Annotated in this window: 16 protein-coding genes and 2 pseudogenes; 16 read left to right on the forward strand and 2 right to left on the reverse strand. The window is 41.8% G+C overall.

The window, feature by feature from the left end; all coding sequences use genetic code 11:
• The 14 genes from FTV48_RS12150 to FTV48_RS12215 form a co-directional block, all read left to right on the forward strand.
• Nucleotides 1-1254, forward strand: a 1254-nt coding sequence (locus FTV48_RS12150; RefSeq protein WP_180000489.1) for a diguanylate cyclase, incomplete at its 5' end; no start/stop codon positions are given.
• A gap of 290 nt (nucleotides 1255-1544) precedes the next feature.
• Complete coding sequence (locus FTV48_RS12155) at nucleotides 1545-3113, forward strand: type I restriction-modification system subunit M (protein WP_180000491.1); 1569 nt, start codon at nucleotides 1545-1547, stop codon at nucleotides 3111-3113.
• Nucleotides 3113-4330, forward strand: coding sequence for a restriction endonuclease subunit S (locus tag FTV48_RS12160; protein ID WP_180000493.1), 1218 nt, complete (start codon nucleotides 3113-3115; stop codon nucleotides 4328-4330). Before FTV48_RS12155 ends, FTV48_RS12160 begins: the two co-directional genes overlap by 1 nt.
• A gap of 12 nt (nucleotides 4331-4342) precedes the next feature.
• The gene (locus tag FTV48_RS12165) at nucleotides 4343-5191 is read left to right on the forward strand and encodes an HNH endonuclease (protein ID WP_180000495.1); all 849 of its coding nucleotides are present in this window, start codon (nucleotides 4343-4345) and stop codon (nucleotides 5189-5191) included.
• Between the two features lie 17 nt (nucleotides 5192-5208).
• Nucleotides 5209-6120, forward strand: coding sequence for a DUF5655 domain-containing protein (locus FTV48_RS12170; RefSeq protein ID WP_180000497.1), 912 nt, complete (start codon nucleotides 5209-5211; stop codon nucleotides 6118-6120).
• Nucleotides 6121-6148: 28 nt separating this feature from the next.
• Nucleotides 6149-9025, forward strand: coding sequence for a type I restriction endonuclease subunit R (locus tag FTV48_RS12175; protein WP_180000499.1), 2877 nt, complete (start codon nucleotides 6149-6151; stop codon nucleotides 9023-9025).
• A 179-nt stretch (nucleotides 9026-9204) separates the two neighbouring features.
• Complete coding sequence (gene arsC / locus FTV48_RS12180) at nucleotides 9205-9639, forward strand: arsenate reductase (glutaredoxin) (RefSeq protein ID WP_005093706.1); 435 nt, start codon at nucleotides 9205-9207, stop codon at nucleotides 9637-9639.
• Nucleotides 9640-9925: 286 nt separating this feature from the next.
• A complete protein-coding gene (locus tag FTV48_RS12185) occupies nucleotides 9926-10948 on the forward strand; it encodes a permease (protein ID WP_180000501.1) in 1023 nt (340 codons plus the stop codon).
• Nucleotides 10949-10967: 19 nt separating this feature from the next.
• Nucleotides 10968-11207, forward strand: a complete 240-nt coding sequence (locus FTV48_RS12190; protein ID WP_180000503.1) for a thioredoxin family protein — start codon at nucleotides 10968-10970, stop codon at nucleotides 11205-11207.
• Between the two features lie 192 nt (nucleotides 11208-11399).
• Nucleotides 11400-11720 carry a metalloregulator ArsR/SmtB family transcription factor gene (locus FTV48_RS12195; protein WP_005093699.1) on the forward strand — a complete coding sequence of 107 codons (321 nt, stop codon included), beginning with the start codon at nucleotides 11400-11402 and terminating at the stop codon, nucleotides 11718-11720.
• A 6-nt stretch (nucleotides 11721-11726) separates the two neighbouring features.
• Nucleotides 11727-12200 carry an arsenate reductase ArsC gene (locus FTV48_RS12200; RefSeq protein ID WP_074382687.1) on the forward strand — a complete coding sequence of 158 codons (474 nt, stop codon included), beginning with the start codon at nucleotides 11727-11729 and terminating at the stop codon, nucleotides 12198-12200.
• Between the two features lie 5 nt (nucleotides 12201-12205).
• On the forward strand, nucleotides 12206-13246 hold the full coding sequence (arsB, locus tag FTV48_RS12205; protein ID WP_005093695.1) for an ACR3 family arsenite efflux transporter: 1041 nt from the start codon (nucleotides 12206-12208) through the stop codon (nucleotides 13244-13246).
• Nucleotides 13247-13250: 4 nt separating this feature from the next.
• Entirely contained in the window at nucleotides 13251-13955 is a 705-nt protein-coding gene (arsH, locus tag FTV48_RS12210; RefSeq protein ID WP_035337425.1) for an arsenical resistance protein ArsH, read from the forward strand.
• 94 nt (nucleotides 13956-14049) lie between these two features.
• On the forward strand, nucleotides 14050-15129 hold the full coding sequence (locus FTV48_RS12215) for an ArsO family NAD(P)H-dependent flavin-containing monooxygenase (protein ID WP_005093691.1): 1080 nt from the start codon (nucleotides 14050-14052) through the stop codon (nucleotides 15127-15129).
• Between the two features lie 103 nt (nucleotides 15130-15232).
• On the opposite strand, the gene FTV48_RS12220 is transcribed toward FTV48_RS12215, so the two are convergent.
• Nucleotides 15233-16183 (reverse strand): ion transporter, encoded by a 951-nt coding sequence (locus FTV48_RS12220; protein ID WP_373683533.1) that lies wholly within the window; start codon nucleotides 16181-16183, stop codon nucleotides 15233-15235.
• Between the two features lie 95 nt (nucleotides 16184-16278).
• Here FTV48_RS12220 and FTV48_RS12225 point away from each other — a divergent pair, with 95 nt between their 5' ends.
• Together FTV48_RS12225 and FTV48_RS12230 are read left to right on the forward strand one after the other, a co-directional pair.
• Nucleotides 16279-16950, forward strand: a complete 672-nt coding sequence (locus FTV48_RS12225) for a hypothetical protein (RefSeq protein WP_180000505.1) — start codon at nucleotides 16279-16281, stop codon at nucleotides 16948-16950.
• Nucleotides 16947-18410, forward strand: a pseudogene (locus FTV48_RS12230) (site-specific integrase); the annotation flags it as partial. The gene FTV48_RS12225 and the pseudogene FTV48_RS12230, both read left to right, overlap by 4 nt.
• Here the strand turns inward: FTV48_RS12230 and FTV48_RS12235 are convergent.
• Nucleotides 18401-18527, reverse strand: a pseudogene (locus tag FTV48_RS12235) (hypothetical protein); the annotation flags it as partial. The pseudogenes FTV48_RS12230 and FTV48_RS12235 overlap by 10 nt on opposite strands.

An 18527-nucleotide genomic window follows, 5' to 3' on the forward strand; every position in this document is an offset into this window, starting at 1 on the left:
GGCCAGCAAAATCAGATACTTGCTTATGCACCAGTATCATTAGACCTAAAATTCCACACGCCCTATAATACAGCGGGTATTGTTGGATCACTTAAAAGCAAAAAGGCGTATATTTCGGCACCCTATTGGTCAAGCAAAAAAAATCTGGTTGTGTTGATATCACAGCCTATTTACGATGTGAATCAAAATTATAAGGGCTTTATCAGCGGTACGATTTATCTGCAGAAGAATAATTTAATCAGTGAAATGCTGTTCAATCAATTTGATTTCAAAAAAAGTTATATGTATGTGATTGATCAGCAGAACCGTATTATCTTCCATCCAGATTCGAGTCGGATTGGCGAAAAAATTGTAAATAATACTGGTCTTGACTATATCAATGAAAACAAGAAAGGATCCGTCCGTCTAACGAATAGCTTGGGGATTGATAACCTGGCCGGTTTTGCACATGTTCCCAGTGTGAACTGGATTGTGGTTTCACAGCAACCTACGGATGAACTTCTTAAACAGGCCAATGAATTAATTTTAAAAGTTTCTATTGGCATATTTATCTTTTATCTGTTTATTTTCTTTATCGTCTGGCGGATGTCGCTATTTATTTCTTCGCCGCTGAATCGTTTGGCGAAAATGGCCAGTATGTTAAATCGAAATGATATTCAGGATAAAATCAGTCAGGTTGATCCCTGGTATTTTGAGGTATTCAAGTTTAGGGCCTCGCTACTTTTGAGCTCCAAAACATTTAATAACAAGATCTCAGAATTACGCCAACATATCAATATTGACCCCTTGACTGGCCTTTATAACCGTCGTGGCATGCAATATCTTCTGGATGAATTAATCAGTACGGGTACTCATTTTGCGGTACTCGCTATCGATATTGATTTCTTTAAAAAGATCAACGATAGCTATGGACATGACCGCGGAGATGAGGTTTTAAAGCGATTGGCTTTTTTAATGCAGAAAAATTTCAGAAGTCATGATCTCTGCTGTCGCACTGGTGGGGAAGAGTTTATCGTACTGATGATGACCTCCGATATTCGGGTTGCTTTCAATGCAGCAGAACGTCTCAGAACGAGTATGCAAGCGAGTCAAATTGAGGGAATGGAAGAAACTACCATTTCCGTGGGTATCGCATTCTGTCCGAGAGATTCAGTAAGCGTCAAACAGGTTTTTAAAATGGCAGACAATAAGCTGTATGAAGCGAAAAATAATGGACGGAACTGTGTTCGTATGACGCAAAAATTAGCCAAGTAAAATGTCGGCACAAACAGGCTTGATTTTTTTAAATCTTTTTCTGCTCAAGCATGTTCAGCACAGTGACCTTGCGGAGTTACATGAGCTTTAATCGAGATCAGCTTCAGTCTGTGCCCGAGCATGCACTGGTAAAATTTGGCATATTGGTCTGTCTGGGGAGCTTTAATGGATAAATAAAGTGAATTAAGCACGACAATTCATGTCCTTTTCCACCTTTTTACTGCTGCATGTTTTAGAATTTTAGGTAAAATCATTTTATTAATGATTTACTTATTTGGAATTCTATAACAATGACCCAGGTGCAACTGCAACAGCTACAAAAACAACTCTGGAATATTGCCAATACGTTACGTGGCACGATGGGTGCAGATGAATTCCGTGATTACATCCTCGGCTTTATTTTCTTTAAATATTTATCGGAAAAGTCGGTTAATTTTGCTAATGAATTGCTGGATGGCGAAGAAGTCAGCTTTCTTGAGCTGGATGAAAACAATCCTGAGCATGTGCCTTATATCGAAGAAATCAAAAAGAATGCCATTGCCGAAGTGGGTTATGCGCTCACGCCAAAACAGCTGTTTCATAGCTTGGCACAGCGTGGTCGTCAGGGCGAATTCATTCTGGATGATTTAACTGCGACCTTAAAATCAATTGAACAAAGCACGTTAGGTACTGACTCTGCCGATGACTTTGCCAATCTGTTTGAAGATTTGGATTTAAACTCGACCAAGCTCGGCAATAATGCCAGTGACCGTAATGCACTGGTGGCGAAAGTCCTGAGTCATTTAGATGACATTGATTTTGATATTAGTAATACCGAAGCCGATGTACTGGGTGATGCTTACGAATACCTGATTGGTGAGTTTGCATCAGGTGCGGGCAAAAAAGCGGGGGAATTCTATACCCCGCAAACCGTATCGACCTTACTGGCGAAGATTGTCACCCAAGGCAAAGAACGTTTACGTTCAGTCTATGACCCGACTTGCGGTTCGGGTTCGTTGTTACTACGTGTAAAACGTGAAGTCAAAGATGTGGATATGATTTACGGTCAGGAGATGAACCGTACCACTTACAACTTGGCGCGGATGAACATGATTCTGCATGATGTGCATTTTGCCAAGTTCGACATCAAACAGGAAAATACCTTAACCCGTCCGCAGCATTTAGATAAAAAGTTTGATGCGGTGGTGGCGAATCCACCATTTTCTGCAAAATGGTCTGCCGATCCGTTATTTTTACAAGATGAACGCTTTGCCGCGTATGGCAAATTGGCGCCAAGTTCTAAAGCCGATATGGCTTTTGTACAGCACATGCTGTATCAACTGGATGACAATGGCACCATGGCGGTGGTGTTACCGCATGGCGTATTGTTCCGTGGTTCGAGTGAGGGCGTGATTCGTCAGTATTTGATTGAACAGATGAACGTGGTGGATGCCATTATTGGTTTACCCGCCAATATTTTCTATGGCACTTCAATTCCGACCTGTATTTTGGTGTTGAAGAAAAACCGTGAGCATAGCGGCAATATTCTGTTTATTGATGCCAGCAATGATTTTGAAAAGCAGAAGAACCAAAACAAGTTATTGCCTGAGCATTTGGATAAGATTGTTGCGGCATTTGAAAAGCGCGAAAATATTGAAAAATATGCGCATGTCGCGACCTTGCAAGAAGTCAAAGATAACGATTACAACCTGAATATTCCGCGTTATGTGGATACTTTTGAAGCGGAAGCCGAGATTGATTTAGATGCGATTGCAAAACAGCTTCAAGCTTTGGAACACGACAGCCAAAAGACTGATGCCATCATTGCAGATTTTTGCAAAGAGCTTGGTGTTGCTTCTCCGTTTGCGGAGGTGAAGTAATGGCTACGCCAAAGTTAAGATTTAAAGAGTTTGATGGGAACTGGACTTTAAATAAAATTGGAGATATAGCATCTAAAGTTGGTAGCGGTAGCACTCCAAGAGGGGGAGCAGAAGCCTATACGAGTGAAGGTATTATTTTCATTAGAAGTCAAAATGTAAACAATGATAGGCTTTTACTTAATGATGTAGCTTATATTCCTGATGAAACTCATAACAAAATGTTGGGCAGTAAAGTTATTGCTAATGATATTTTGCTCAATATCACGGGTGCTTCTATTGGTCGCAGTTGTGTTGTTCCGCACGATTTCATTGAAGCCAATGTAAATCAGCACGTCTGTATTATTCGTACACCAAATGATGATCCTGTTTTTGTTCAATCATTTTTAAGTTCTGAAAATGGACAAAATGCAATTCAGGCTAAGCAAGCTGGTGGTGGTAGAGAAGGACTCAATTTTCAAGCTATTCGCTCAATTGATTTTCATTTTCCTCCATCAAAACCTGAACAAACCAAAATCGCCTCTTTTCTTTCTGCTGTGGATGAAAAGATCAGCCAACTCACGCAAAAACATGAACTGCTGAGCCAATATAAACAAGGCATGATGCAAAAGCTGTTTAGTCAGCAGTTTCGTTTTAAAGCAGATGATGGGAGTGAGTTTGGGGAGTGGGAAAATACAGTACTTGGAGATATTGCAGATATAGTTGGAGGGGGAACACCATCAACTAACAATGAGGAATATTGGAGTGGGGATGTTGTATGGCTAACACCATCTGAAATCAACCAAAAATTTATAGGTGAAAGCAAGCGAACAATTTCAGAACTTGGCGTTCAGAAGTCATCAGCAAAAAAGCTTCCTATAGGCACTATTCTTTTTACTTCTAGAGCAACTATTGGCGAAGTAGCAATTGCGATTGCAGAAGTAACTACAAACCAAGGATTTCAATCCTTTATCTCTAATGAGAAAACTTTCAATGAGTTTTTATATTATTGGATTGTAAATAATAAAAAATCATTTATTGAACGAGCGAGCGGTTCTACTTTTCTGGAAATTAGTAAAAGTAAAATTCAACCGATGGAAATTTCACTTCCTTGCTTAGAAGAACAAACTAAAATCGCCAATTTCTTATCTGCTATTGATCAAAAAATTGAAGTGGTGGCAGAGCAAATTGAACAGGCCAAAACTTGGAAAAAAGGCTTGTTACAGCAGATGTTTGTGTAGGGGGAAATTGTTATGGCGAATTGGTTAGTTACTGTTAATTACGATGAATTTGATTTAGAAAAAGCCTTTGATGCTTTACCCACAATTTATTGGAAAAACTCAGCAACGACAGAGGGTAAAGGACTTCAGCTCAATGACATTGTTCATGTCTATGTTACTCAGCCTATATCTAAAGTCATGTATCAATTCAAAGTGATTGGGCAAGCAGATAAATCAGAATATCCTTTCGCTCAAAAAGCATTCTGGAAAGATAGAACCCAACTGGATAGCATCAAGAGCTATGCTGTTTTTGAAAAATTAAAAAAAGTCGATAAAGCCTCTTTATCCTTTGATTATTTTGTCCAGAATAACTTAATCTCTGGTGCACCTATTCAAGGCCGTCGCACAGATCGAGATAAAGCTTCAAATGATCCAATCCGCATTTTTTTAACTCATATTTTTAATGAGTTTAAAACTGATAGTGTGAATACCGACTATCCCGATGAAGCAGGTTTAGAAAATGAAACCTTTCCAGAAGGAGCTAAGCAAACGGTTTTAGTGAATAAATATGAGCGTAACCCTGAAGCAAGGGCTAAATGTATAGAAATTTATGGAACACGTTGTTGCGTTTGTGGCTTGAGCTTTGAACATATGTATGGCTCATTTGCTAAAGATTTCATCCATGTACATCATCTTAAGCCTTTGCACACGATTGGCGAAGAGTATGAAGTAGATCCTAAAGAGGATCTAAGACCAGTCTGTCCTAACTGTCACGCCATGCTCCATAAAACCGAAAATGGTATTCCAATGACAATTCAGAGATTAAAACTTTTATATAGCGTTTCTTTGAGTAATCCGCTTAGACAAACATTTGAAGAATAAATAATTCGAGATTTTTAATGCAGCTTTATCAAACCCAAGCACAGTCATTAGTAGAACTTATAGAAGATCCTTTTCGTCTGGAAAGAGAGATTCAAAGCCTGTTTGAAAGCAATCTTTACAGTTTTACAGGTTTGGAATTCATCAAGTCTGAATTCACCATTAAAAACAACCGTATTGATACACTGGCTTTCGATCCCGAAAGTCAGGCCTTCGTAATTATCGAATACAAGCGTGAACGCAATTATAGCGTGATTGATCAAGGCGTTTCTTATCTGAATCTGATGCTCGACTATAAGGCAGATTTTATCGTGGAGTACAACGAGAGCCAGAGCAAACAGCTTAAACGTCACGATGTCGACTGGTCACAAAGCCGAATCATCTTTGTTTCACCGAGCTTTACCGACTATCAAAAGCAGTCCACCAACTTTAAAGATTTAGGTATTGAGCTGTGGGAAATCAAACGTTATCAGGGTGGAATTGTTTCTGTCAATCCATTGCAGAAAGCCAAATCAGCGCCTTCAATAAAGCAAGTGCAAAAGGTTGAGTCTGAAGACATTCAAAAGATTGCCAAAGAAATTCAGCAATATGATGAAGCCTATCACTTGGCGGATAAGTCCGATGACATCAAAGAGCTATATGAGCAATTCAGGGACTCAATTCTGGGCTTAACTACCGATTTAGATATCCATCCTAAGAAAATGTATATCGCCTTCCGTAAGGGTAAGCGCAACTATGTCTATATGAGTATTGGGACAAAGCAAATTCGTATATGGTTGAATATGCCTTTTAATCAACTGGATGACCCGAAACAGCTCGCGAAAGATGTGACCAATATTGGACATTGGGGCAATGGCGATTGTGAGGTGATCGTGTCAGATACAGAAAATTTAGAATATATCTTGAGTTTAATTAAACAGACATTGAAGTGAATAATTTAAGATTTTAGAGGGGAAGGAAATGACAGTACAAAGCGAATACCAACTTGAAAACGAACTGATTGGCCAGCTGCAGCAATTAAGTTATGCCTCAGTCACGCTCAAGGACGAACGCCAGCTACTGTCTAACCTGAAAACTCAAATTGAACGCGCTAATGGACTTGCACCACTGTCTGAAACTGAATGGAAACAGGTCATCAGCTTTTTGAATACCGGAACGGTATTTGAACGGGCCAAGAATTTGCGTGATCTGTTCCCGGTCAAATTTGATGACGGTTCAAGTAAGCACATCTTTTTCCTGTCAGATGACCCCAGCAAAAACATCTATCAGGTGACCAATCAAATCACCATTGATCACCGCGACTATAATGGCAGAACCAGCCGTTTTGATGTGACTCTGTTGGTCAATGGTCTGCCACTGGTTCAGATCGAGCTGAAAAAGCGTGGCATGGAAATTGCCGAAGCCTTTAACCAAACCCAACGTTATATCCGTGAAGCGTATTGGGCTGGACAAGGTCTGTTTGGTTTTATCCAGCTGTTTGTGATCAGTAATGGTGCCAATACCCGTTATTATTCTAACGGCACCACAGGCATCGAGTTTGCCTTTCCATGGGCCGATGTCAATAACAAACACATCAATGAAATTGTCGACTTTGCCGAAGCTTTTCTCAATCAGCAGCATCTGACCCAAATGCTGACCCAATACATGGTGCTGCTAGAAACCACGAAAAGCCTGATGGTGCTACGTCCCTATCAGATTTATGCAGTACAGAAAATTGTGGAGCATGTGCAAAACTCCGATCAGAACGGCTATATCTGGCATACCACCGGTTCAGGCAAAACCCTGACCTCGTTTAAAGCCAGCCAGATCATCATGCAAATGCCGGACGTGGAAAAAGTCCTGTTTGTGGTGGACAGGAACGACCTGGACACGCAAACCTCACGCGAATTTAATGCCTTTAAAGCCGAAAGTGTCGACAGCACCGATAGCACGCATACTTTGGTCAAGCAGCTGGATCAACGCCATGACAAACTGATTGTCACCACCATCCAGAAGCTAAACCGGGCCATCAGCACGGATCGCTATCTGGAATACATTGATTATCTCAAAGACCAGAAAGTGGTGTTTATCTTTGATGAATGTCATCGCAGCCAGTTTGGTGAGACCCATCAGAATATCAAGAAGTTCTTTGGCAATGCCCAGATGTTTGGCTTTACCGGAACGCCAATTTTTGAGGAAAATAGCCAGTCTAAAGCCGGCCTGAAACTCACTACAGATTACCTGTTCAATGAATGCCTGCACCAATATGTGATCGTGGATGCCATCCGTGATCGTAACGTACTGCAATTCCAGATTGATTACCGGGGTAAATATACGGCTAAGGGTATGCAGCACAACCTCGACTATGATGATGAGGTCGAAGGCATTGATACCCGGGAACTCTACGACAATCCACAGCGCCTGGAAATGATTGCCCGCTATATTGTCGAGACGCATGATACCAAAACCCGTAATCGTGAATTTACCGCGATGTTCTGTGTCAGTTCGGTCGATATGTTGACCCAGTACTATGAACTGTTTGAAAAGGTTCAGGCCGAGAAACAGCAACAGGATGAAGAGCAGGGCCGACTGTTCAAACCGCTGACGATTGCGACGATTTTCTCCTATGCCGCCAATGAAGCAGTCCCAGTAGATGAGCAAAACGGGCTGATCCATGAAGAAGCAGCCGATATTCCCAGCCAGATCAATCCGTCCAGTCGCGACAAGCTGGACCGTTATATTGCCCAGTATAACCAGCAGTTTAAGACCAACTACAATTCTGGCGACCAGTTCTATGCCTATTACCGCGACATTGCCGATCGGGTCAAAAAGAAACAGATTGATATCCTGCTTGTGGTGAATATGTTTCTGACCGGTTTTGATTCCAAGCCCTTAAATACCCTGTATGTCGACAAGAACCTGAAATACCATGGCCTGATTCAGGCCTTCTCGCGAACCAACCGCGTCTTTAACGACAAAAAACCTTTCGGCAACATCATCTGTTTCCGTAACCTGAAACGCGCCACTGATGAAGCACTGGCATTATTTTCCAATAAAGAAGCGCAAAAAGTGGTACTGGTGCCAAGTTATGAAGAAATTCAGCAGGACTATGAAGTGGCAGTACAGAAGCTACTAAATATTACCCCTGATTATCAAAGTGTCGACGAACTCATCACTGAAGATCAGCAGCTGGCGTTCATTAAAGCCTTTCGAGAAGTGATGCGTTACAACGCCCAGCTGCAAACCTTTATTGAATATGATCAGGACCAGACTGCACTGGATAAACAGCATTTTGCCAACTTTGCGTCCAAGTATGCCGATCTATGTCGTGATGTACGCAAGACCACTAAAAAAGAAAAAGTATCGGTACTGGACGATGTCGATTTTCAGCTGGACTTACTGCACAGTGACCGGATCAATGTTGGTTATATCATCAACCTGCTACAACTGGCTGTGAATAGTGATGATGAAGACAAACGTAAGAAGTATGAAGCTCAGGTCTATGACCTGATTGGCAATGAAATCACCCTGTATGACAAGCAGGCGCTGATCCAGAAGTTTATTGAAGAAAACCTGCCCAAGATGATCAATGGCCAGAGCGTACAAACGGCCTTTGCTCAGTTCTGGGATGCTGAAAAAGAACAGGCCTATCAGTACCTCTGTACAGAAGAAAACCTGAAACCAGAAGCAATGAAGCAAGTTCTGGAACATTACGAGTTCACCAAACGTTTACCACGTAAGGAAGAATTGAAAGACTTGCTGAACTTTAAAGTGAAGCTGTTTGAACGGGAAAATGTGTTGAGTAATCTGCTGGTCAAGACCCGAAAGCTGATTGAAAAGTTTTATGTGGGGTTTTAACAGCAGCCCGTGAAGTGATCCAATAATCTAGAGCTAGAAGAGACTATTCATTTTGAAACTGCTTCAAATGATTTTGGACTTCTCATATCAGGTTACATCTGAAAAACACATATATTTTATATTGCGAATATGCGTATATTCATATATAAAGCTATGATTCATTGATAAGAGTAAAGCTCATGGATCAAATGCCAAAAGTCCAAATTTATCATAATCCAGCCTGTGGTACCTCACGCAATACGCTGGCTTTAATTCGCAATGCGGGAATTGAGCCTGAAGTGATCGAATATCTAGTTACGCCTCCTTCTCGTGATGAGCTGATTCAACTGATTTCTGATGCAGGTTTATCGGTAAGAGATGCGCTCCGTAAAAATGTCGATCCCTATACCGAGCTGAATCTAGATGATGCCGGCTGGAGCGATGAGAAACTGCTTGATGCCATGCTGCAACATCCGATCCTGATCAACCGCCCGTTGGTGGTTACCGAGCTTGGAACCCGATTATGCCGCCCATCGGAAGTGGTACTGGATATTCTGCCTTCGCCACAATTAAAAGCCTTTGCCAAAGAAGACGGTGAAATCATCGTGGATCAACAGGGCAATCGGGTAAAATAAAGTGTCCCCCCTACGAAAAAGCTTCAACTTGATTGGAGCTTTTTTATCTGAAAAACACATGGACGATGATCCATATCATTTACATACTGAATGAAATAGGTTCTTGAAGGATAAAGGAATTGGATCATCAGCAGGCAGTTTCCCCGTATCAGGTTTTGACAGAGAGTACCATTTTTCAAATCTTACACAGGCTACCGACTGGAAACTGTTGCGCAGGTCAATGGTTCAAAAATCTGCCGATGAGTGCATCGACCTGATCTCATCCCCCTAAAACCAGGAGCTTTAAATGGAAAGCATAATCGCGATTTTTGCCTGGCTGAATGATGTGCTGCTTAAAATGACCTGGCTCTCGGAAGGCGTGCGCTGGCTGGTCGAAAATGTCTTCGGTTTATCGGTGGTGACCCGGCTCGGTGGCAGTATTCACTTCTTTATTTATGATGTTTTTAAGATCTTTATTCTGCTCTCAGTCCTGATCTATAGCCTGTCGTATATCCAGAGTTATTTTCCGCCTGAACGCACCAAGCAGATTTTAGGTCGGATGACCGGGATCAAAGCCAATATCATGGGAGCTTTACTCGGCACCATTACCCCATTTTGTTCCTGTTCTTCCATTCCGCTGTTTATCGGTTTTACCCGTGCCGGACTGCCTGTGGGAGTGACCTTTTCCTTTCTGATTTCATCTCCCTTAGTCGATCTGGCTTCGATTATTTTATTGGCCAGTATTTTTAACTGGAAAATTGCCATGGTCTATGTGCTGCTGGGGTTAGTGCTGGCGGTATTGGGTGGCTCATTGATTAGCTATTTGAAAATGGAAAGGTATGTGGCTGAGTTTGTGACCCATCATCAGGCGATTCAGGGAGAAGATGAAGATTTCAGTATGACCGCGAAAGAGCGGCGTGCATTTGCCTGGGAACAGGTGGTGGAAATTTTTAGCAAGGTCTGGATGTATGTTTTGATTGGCGTAGGGATTGGCGCGGCAATTCATAACTGGATTCCTGAACAGTGGATTACCGCCTTGCTTGGTCAGGAACATTGGTATTCCGTACTGATTGCTACAATCGTAGGCATGCCGATGTATGCGGATATTTTTGGCACTTTGCCGATTGCAGAAGCTTTGGTGGCGAAAGGTGTGGGGCTAGGGACGGTATTGGCCTTTATGATGGCGGTAACAGCACTTTCCCTACCATCCCTGATCCTGTTAAAACAGGTGGTGAAAACTCGTTTATTGAGCCTGTTTATAGGGATCGTTTTTGTGGGAATCTTGATTATTGGTTATAGCCTGAATACTTTGGGTGACTGGTTTTTATAAAACGTGTGGAGAATAAAAGATGAAAATTAAAGTCTTGGGTACAGGTTGTCGTAAATGTAAGGCTTTACTCGCAGCGACGGAGGAAGCAGTGAAAAGCAGTGGGGTACAAGCTGAAATTGAGTATGTCACGGATATGATGCAGATTGCCGAAACCGGACTGTTAAGCACACCGGGTCTGATGATTGACAGTAAAATCGTATCGAGTGGTAAAATTCTGGAAGCTCAGGCTATCGCGGAACTGATCGAGAAAAATAAATAACTTCAAAATTAAAGTTGTAGCGAAGAAAACCAGTGGTTCAAGTCGCTGGTTTTTCTATATTGGAAGAAGAGGGAAACTGTTAAATCCAGCGCTTTCTGGCTGTGATATCCTGATCCAGATATAATTTTTCACTTGTACTATTTACTATATATATGGATATGTATATATTTGCATAATAGAAGGGGAGCAGCTATGGACCACGTTCAGTTTTTTAAATGTTTATCTGATGAAACACGTCTCAGTATTGTCCTGCTGATTGCGGAAAATAAAGAGCAATGCGTCTGTGATCTGACCGATAAACTGCAGTTAAGCCAACCAAAAATTTCACGGCATTTGGCCTTGTTGCGGTCTTGCGGTCTGCTCAACGATCGTCGGCAAAGCCAGTGGGTGTACTACAGCCTCAATCCGCAATTACCGGCCTGGTGCTTTGAAATTCTGGACGTACTGAAACGTAGTGACGTTCCGGTTTTATTTGATTCTTCCGCTCTATCGATTCAGAGCCATTGCGAGTAAGTTTTCATGAAATTTTTGTTTTTATGCACGGGGAACAGTTGCCGCAGCATTCTATCTGAAGTGTTGTTCAATAGCCGTGCGCCAGAAGGCTGGGTCGCTTACAGTGCTGGCAGCAAACCTTCCGGTCAGGTGCATCCCTTGACGCTTGAAACCCTGCACAATCTGGGCTTGTCGACTAAAGGCTTATCCAGCAAGACGATTGATGCCTGTGAACAGTATCAGCCAGACGTGGTGATTACCGTCTGTGATGCGGCTGCACAGGAAGCGTGTCCTCTTTATCTTGGCGGAGCGATCAAGGCGCACTGGGGCCTGTCTGATCCGTCACATTTAGAGGTGGATAAAGAAGAAAAAATGCAAGCCTTTATGAACACTGTTGAACATATCAATCGTCGCCTGGATACTTTGTTTAAACTTAACGTAGATGAACTTTCTCGCTCACAATTGATTGCAGCGATTAATCAAATTTCGAATGTTGAGTAAGTCACATGTCTGAAAAACGCATGTCCTTTTTAGATCGCAACCTGACGCTGTGGATTTTTATTGCCATGGCGTTAGGCATCGCAATAGGAAACTTTTTTCCTCAAGCATCGGTTGCTCTGGATCAATTCAGTATTAATTCAGTCAATATTCCAATCGCGATTGGTCTGATTCTGATGATGTATCCACCCCTGGCAAAAGTGGATTATGCGACCTTGCCACAAGTGTTTAAGGATAAAAAAACCCTGACGCTATCTTTAATTCAAAACTGGTTGATTGCTCCGGTACTGATGTTTGCGTTGGCTGTGATTTTTTTGCATAGCTATCCAGAGTATATGACAGGCGTGATCCTGATTGGTTTAGCTCGATGTATCGCCATGGTACTGGTGTGGAATGGTCTGGCCTGTGGTGATAACCAATATGTTGCAGCATTGGTGGCGTTTAACAGTATTTTCCAGATTTTATTCTTCAGTACCTACGCCTGGTTATTCCTGACCTTCCTTCCGCCATATTTTGGTATTGAAGCTCAAGTGATCAATGTTAGCTTCTGGACCATTACCCATGCTGTTCTGATTTATCTTGGAATTCCGTTCTTATTGGGTTTCTTAACGCGCTTAATTTTGGTGAAACAAAAAGGCGTGGAATGGTATCAAACCAGGTTCATTCCAAAAATCAGCCCGCTGAGTTTAATGGCTTTGCTGTTTACGATTTTGGCGATGTTTAGCTTAAAAGGGGGTGATGTTGTGAGTCTTCCACTGGAAGTTTTACGCATCGCGATTCCTTTAATCATTTACTTTGTGGCCATGTTCTTTATTAGCTTCTTTATGAGTAAATGGATGGGCAATGATTATCCAAAAACTGCTGCAATCTCATTTACTGCGGCTGGAAATAATTTTGAATTATCACTTGCAGTCGCCATTGCAACTTTTGGTATTGCTTCGCCGGTTGCTTTTACCACGATTATTGGGCCATTGGTTGAAGTACCTGTGTTAATTGCTTTAGTGAGTGTTTCACTGTGGCTAAGAAAGAAATATTTTAAAGAGGCTTGATATGATGAACCTGCCTAACGTAGATCCAAATCTTATTGAACAACCCACCTTTGAAAAAGTCCAAGCCAAAGAACTAGCTCATCCTCCTCGGATTTTACTGCTCTATGGGTCTAATCGGGAACGTTCTTACAGTCGCCTTGCAGTTCTTGAAGCTGGTCGAATCCTTGAATATTTTGGGGCAGAAGTAAAAATCTTTCATCCTAAAGGGCTTCCTTTACCTGAAGATGCAGATACTGAGCATCCAAAAGTAAAAGAGTTGCATGAACTTTTAGCATGGTCAGAAGGCATGGTGTGGTGTTCACCGGAACGACATGGTTCTATGAGTTCCATCTTTAAATCCCAGATTGACTGGATTCCACTGGCAGGGGGCGCAATTCGTGCCACTCAAGGAAAAACCCTTGCCTTGATGCAAGTCAGTGGGGGATCACAGTCCTTTAACAGTCTGAACCAGATGCGTGTTTTGGGGCGTTGGATGCGGATGATCACGATTCCAAATCAGTCTTCAATTCCAAAAGCATTCCTGGAATTTGAAGAAGATGGACGAATGAAGCCATCAGCATTCTATGACCGGATTGTGGATGTGATGGAAGAACTGTATAAATTTACCTTGCTGACTCGTGGTCAAAGCAAATACCTGACAGATCGTTATTCAGAACGCAAGGAATCGGCTGAAGAGCTTTCCAAACGGGTAAATCAGCGCAGTTTGTAAGACTGAATTTGCTTGATCAGGCTGTCCGGTCAATCAGAGAAATCAGCAGAAACCCGCTGAAAAAGCGGGATGCTGCATCAAGAACGACAGAAAAATGCAAGGGGAAAAGGCTTTGGACATAAAACAGATCGAAACAGATGTGATCATCATCGGTGCTGGACAGGCCGGTTTGTCCACGGCTTATTTCTTAAAGCGCAAGAATATTCCGTTTATCATCCTGGATGATCAGCCTCAGCCTGGAGGTGCCTGGCAGCATGCCTGGGAGTCCTTGCGTCTTTTCTCCCCGAATAGCTGGAGTTCGCTGTCGGGCTGGATGATGCCGGCGACCGAACAGACCTATCCGACCCGCAATGAGGTGATCGATTATTTGACCGCCTATGAGCAGCGCTATCACTTTCCTGTAGTTCGTCCGGTGCATGTGGAGCGCGTGGAAAACAAAGGGACATATTTAGAGGTCTATGCCGGGGAACAATCCTGGAAAGCCAAAGCGGTGGTAAGCGCTACAGGGACATGGAGCCAACCATTTATTCCCGAGTATGCAGGTCGTGAGCATTTTCAGGGTATACAACTTCATTCAGCAGATTATAAAAATGCTGAGTTATTTAAAAACAAGAAAGTCATGATCGTGGGTAGTGGCAACTCCGGTGCGCAAATCCTGGCCGAGGTTTCCCAGGTAGCTGAAACGCTTTGGATCACCCAGACACCGCCGCAATTTCTGGCAGATGATGTTGATGGCCGTGTCCTGTTCTTAAGGGCGACCGAGCGTTTGAAAGCCCAGCAGCAAGGTAGAAAGATCGAGCAGCCCATTGGTGGTCTGGGCGATATTGTCATGATTGATTCAGTCAAAGAGGCACGTGAGCGAGGCGTTTTACAGAGCAAGCGTCCATTTTCGGCTTTTACCGAACATGGCGTGATGTGGGAAGATGGCAGCACCGCGCAAGTGGATGCAGTGATCTGGTGTACCGGATTTAAGGCGGCGCTGAATCATCTTAGCAGCCTCGGGATTATCCAGCAGGACCAGACCATCGCAGTGAAGGATGGCCGCTCGGTTCAGCTGCCGAATTTATGGCTGGTCGGTTATGGGGAATGGACCGGTGCTGCTTCGGCGACGCTGGTCGGAGTTTCCCGGACATCCAGGGCAGTGGCCGATGAAATCGCTGCGTTTTTAGATTGAAATGACTTGATCCTGCTTCAAACGAAAAAATTGAGTGAATAGCATCTGCCTGCAACAAGTATCATATCCTATGGTCTGATGCTCGCGATGATCTGGCTACCTTTTAATCAGGTAACTTATGCCCACAATGCGGGCAGAAGAAATACTTGTTTTTTTCCTGCTCGAGTTGTTCTTTCTTGCGCTCATGAATAAGCTCTAACAGGATATCCTGCATTTGCTCTGTGCTCAGCCCGACTTCTTTACGTAAAGTTTCAATTTTTTCTTGATCTTCAATCAAGTCAATTTCTGCGTCATCAAGCAGTTCACGAAATCTTAATTCCAGCTTGTGTTTGCGTTGTCTCAGCTCATTGGCCAGAATACCCGCAGGAAGTGCTGCCAGACCTACCCCTAAAATGGTAATTAAAGCCCCCAGAAAGCGGCCTAAGGGGGTGATTGGTGTCACATCGCCATAGCCGACTGTGGTCAGCGTCACCACCGCCCACCACATGGACGCAGGGATGGAGCTAAAGACTTCCGGTTGTGCCTTGTTTTCAACCACATATACCCCAGCCGCCGCAATGATGATCATGATCAGCAGGATAAAAATAACTGCCTGAAATGAGCCTTTTTCGCGCTTGATCACCCGCAATAAAATCTGCAGGGAGACAAAATAACGGGTTAATTTGAGTAATCTGAATAATCGAAGGATTCGCAGGTAGCGTAAATCCAGATGTACAAAGAAATTAATATAGGCCGGGAGAATTGCCAACAGGTCAATGATGGCACCGCCACTGCGGATCCATAACCATCGGTTTTTCCATGCTCCTTCAAAGGGGTCTTTTTCCGCAATGGCCCAAAATCTTAATAAATATTCCAGGGTAAAAATAAAGATCGAGAATAATTCAAAGGCATCAAACAGCAGCTGATAGGATTGATAGAGGTCATTGATCGATTCAAGTAAAACGGCAGCAGTATTCCCAATAATCAATACGATCAGAAATATATTGATGACGCGACTTGATTGGTGTAAAAATAAAGTTAGTAAATAAATGATATAAATCAAATATTTTTTTATTAAATATAAAATCTATTTGAATTAATTTTGTTAGTTTTGGGACTGTGTTATTCTATTATTGTAACGCTAAAAATAATTTACCTGTGCAGAAAAAAATGATGACACCATTGCTCATTGATGCATTAACAATATCTGAAGGTAGGTTTGAAAAACCATGCCCAGTTTTAGTTTTGAAAATGATGTTACTCAATGAGGAAATGAGCAGTGAGTCTTCAAAAAAAATTAAAAATCAAGCCTTACTACTGCTCGCGATATATCGTAAGTTACTGCTTGCTGTCGATAGGGATGTATGTAAGGTAAAAACTCTAAAGGATAGTGTGAAAAGAAGGCACTGGGGTAAAGTGGATAAAGCACAGGACAAGATGGTGGTTGCAAAGCAACTTCGACTAAAGCATTTAGATCTAGAAGAAATGATTTTATTTTTAAATACACAGCATTTTTTAAAACAGCTGCCGATTTTCTTTGTTCAAAAATTGGTTGATTGGGCACCACCGGTGGTGAGTGGTAATTTTTTAATCGAAAATGTTTTAGCAGGCTATATCGCCCAAAAGATTTTGCCATTAGAAAAAATTAAAGTAAAAGAGCTTGGAAAATCTGTGCAACCATATTTTCATTTAGCTGACTTTTTTGTATTTTTACCTCAATTGGAGGAACTTTATCAAAAACATCAGCAGCAAATTGTTTGTGCGGCACCAACTGCAGAAGTTGCTTTAGCTTTAACAGACTGGAAGAAGGCATGGGTCTATCGTATTCGGAGTAGTTCATGAATAAGCATTTGGTGAAGCTCCTAGAATGTATTAATCAGAATGAAAATATAGAAGAAAAAGAACTGATCCAAGCATTATTTTTGTTGCGTGCACACTGTAGCTTAGCTGGTATTGTTGTCATTTGTCAGCGAATCTTTACATTGATTGAGGATGATGAATTACCAGAATTTCGTGATGAGCTTAATACGTTAAAGATCATTAGTAGATTACAGGAATCTAATAAATATGCACATTTTTTCTCAGAAACAATAGATAGAAACATACATAAACTCACGCCATTGCGTCCTTACACTGGAGACAGTGGGATTTGTGACTTGCTATTGATTCAACCAGGAATAAATCGAAATAATCAGTCTTTTGATACTGTAATCATGTGGTTTTTAGAACAAATCTTTCACTTTCAAAGAAAACTACATACTCTAGAGCTTTATAGTAAATATTTAAAGGGTAATGGAAGCATAAAGCTGAAAGCTGAAAAGGGATCTCGTGTGTATAACGCCTTTTTAGCGATTAGGCTGTTGGGTGATCCAAGTCATGAGGATATTTTAGAACGAGTCAAAGACTTAATCACTCAAAACGGACCGGAACAATGGATTCGTTCGATGTCCGGTCGTTCTGAAGATAAACGATTAAAAGAAGTTTTTTATCCATTAAAGCTGTTTTTATCCCAAATTTGGGAAAACAATCCACTAAAAAATAAGAAGAAACGTCCAGAGTTTGTACACCATATAGGGTTAAAGCATCAAAAACTTATCTTGCAACGATATGGCTCATTAAGTATTGTCATCCAACCTTTGGAGGAGATTGATGAAATTCATCGTGGTCTGGTCTCTGAAGTATTTGCGGATGATGAGATTGAAGAAGATGAAACACCATTGGAGCCATTGTTTACATTTTTTTTGGCAGAACAATCCGATTTAATTCGAGGGCTTTATGCATCTAAGTCTATTTCTCAGCATGTTGAAGCTACAAATGTTGGTTTAGTTTGGACCAAATACCGATTGTCATTAAATTCGATTCAAGAAGTGTTGAGGCTTTGTCAACCATCTAAGGCGGATAGCAGCTTAATTTTACGTGCAAAATTAGCTTTAATATTGAGTTTACTCACAGGACGTTCGGTGAGTGAATTAACAGCGCCGTGTTTTAGTCAAAATACTGATCAGAATAATATTGCTATTCAGTATGATCATACTTTATCTGCATACGTATTGAGTGTTTTAGCAGGGACACCGACACTCAAAACAAAGCCAGAACATTCTAAATTTCATGTGCCATGGACCAAGAAATTACATTTAGTTTTACCAAGTGAACTCAATGATTTGGTGAGTCAAGTCAAAAATCTTGGGATTACAAGACGTCATATGGCAGTTGAACGTGACGTGAGTGAACTGATTAACCGTTTACCTCAAGAGCTAGAAATCAGCCTCAAAAGCATTCGAGATATTCTTCCACGGTTGATGATGAATTCTAAACGTGCAAGACCAATCCCTTCGTTTGGAATTTGCGCGAAGTCGAATGCACGATCCGGATTACCGACGTTCATCATGACTTTGAACGGAAGAGCAGGCATTGATTCG

The sequence above is a fragment of the Acinetobacter sp. YH18001 genome, assembly GCF_013416975.1.
Classification (GTDB): Bacteria; Pseudomonadota; Gammaproteobacteria; order Pseudomonadales; family Moraxellaceae; genus Acinetobacter; species Acinetobacter pseudolwoffii.

Bases quoted from the DNA above. Each gene is read 5' to 3' on its own strand.
- FTV48_RS12155 (WP_180000491.1), top strand. From the start codon at position 1,545: ATGACCCAGGTGCAACTGCAACAGCTACAAAAACAACTCTGGAATATT.
- FTV48_RS12160 (WP_180000493.1), top strand. From the start codon at position 3,113: ATGGCTACGCCAAAGTTAAGATTTAAAGAGTTTGATGGGAACTGGACT.
- FTV48_RS12165 (WP_180000495.1), top strand. From the start codon at position 4,343: ATGGCGAATTGGTTAGTTACTGTTAATTACGATGAATTTGATTTAGAA.
- FTV48_RS12170 (WP_180000497.1), top strand. From the start codon at position 5,209: ATGCAGCTTTATCAAACCCAAGCACAGTCATTAGTAGAACTTATAGAA.
- FTV48_RS12175 (WP_180000499.1), top strand. From the start codon at position 6,149: ATGACAGTACAAAGCGAATACCAACTTGAAAACGAACTGATTGGCCAG.
- arsC (WP_005093706.1), top strand. From the start codon at position 9,205: ATGGATCAAATGCCAAAAGTCCAAATTTATCATAATCCAGCCTGTGGT.
- FTV48_RS12185 (WP_180000501.1), top strand. From the start codon at position 9,926: ATGGAAAGCATAATCGCGATTTTTGCCTGGCTGAATGATGTGCTGCTT.
- FTV48_RS12190 (WP_180000503.1), top strand. From the start codon at position 10,968: ATGAAAATTAAAGTCTTGGGTACAGGTTGTCGTAAATGTAAGGCTTTA.
- FTV48_RS12195 (WP_005093699.1), top strand. From the start codon at position 11,400: ATGGACCACGTTCAGTTTTTTAAATGTTTATCTGATGAAACACGTCTC.
- FTV48_RS12200 (WP_074382687.1), top strand. From the start codon at position 11,727: ATGAAATTTTTGTTTTTATGCACGGGGAACAGTTGCCGCAGCATTCTA.
- arsB (WP_005093695.1), top strand. From the start codon at position 12,206: ATGTCTGAAAAACGCATGTCCTTTTTAGATCGCAACCTGACGCTGTGG.
- arsH (WP_035337425.1), top strand. From the start codon at position 13,251: ATGAACCTGCCTAACGTAGATCCAAATCTTATTGAACAACCCACCTTT.
- FTV48_RS12215 (WP_005093691.1), top strand. From the start codon at position 14,050: ATGCAAGGGGAAAAGGCTTTGGACATAAAACAGATCGAAACAGATGTG.
- FTV48_RS12225 (WP_180000505.1), top strand. From the start codon at position 16,279: ATGATGACACCATTGCTCATTGATGCATTAACAATATCTGAAGGTAGG.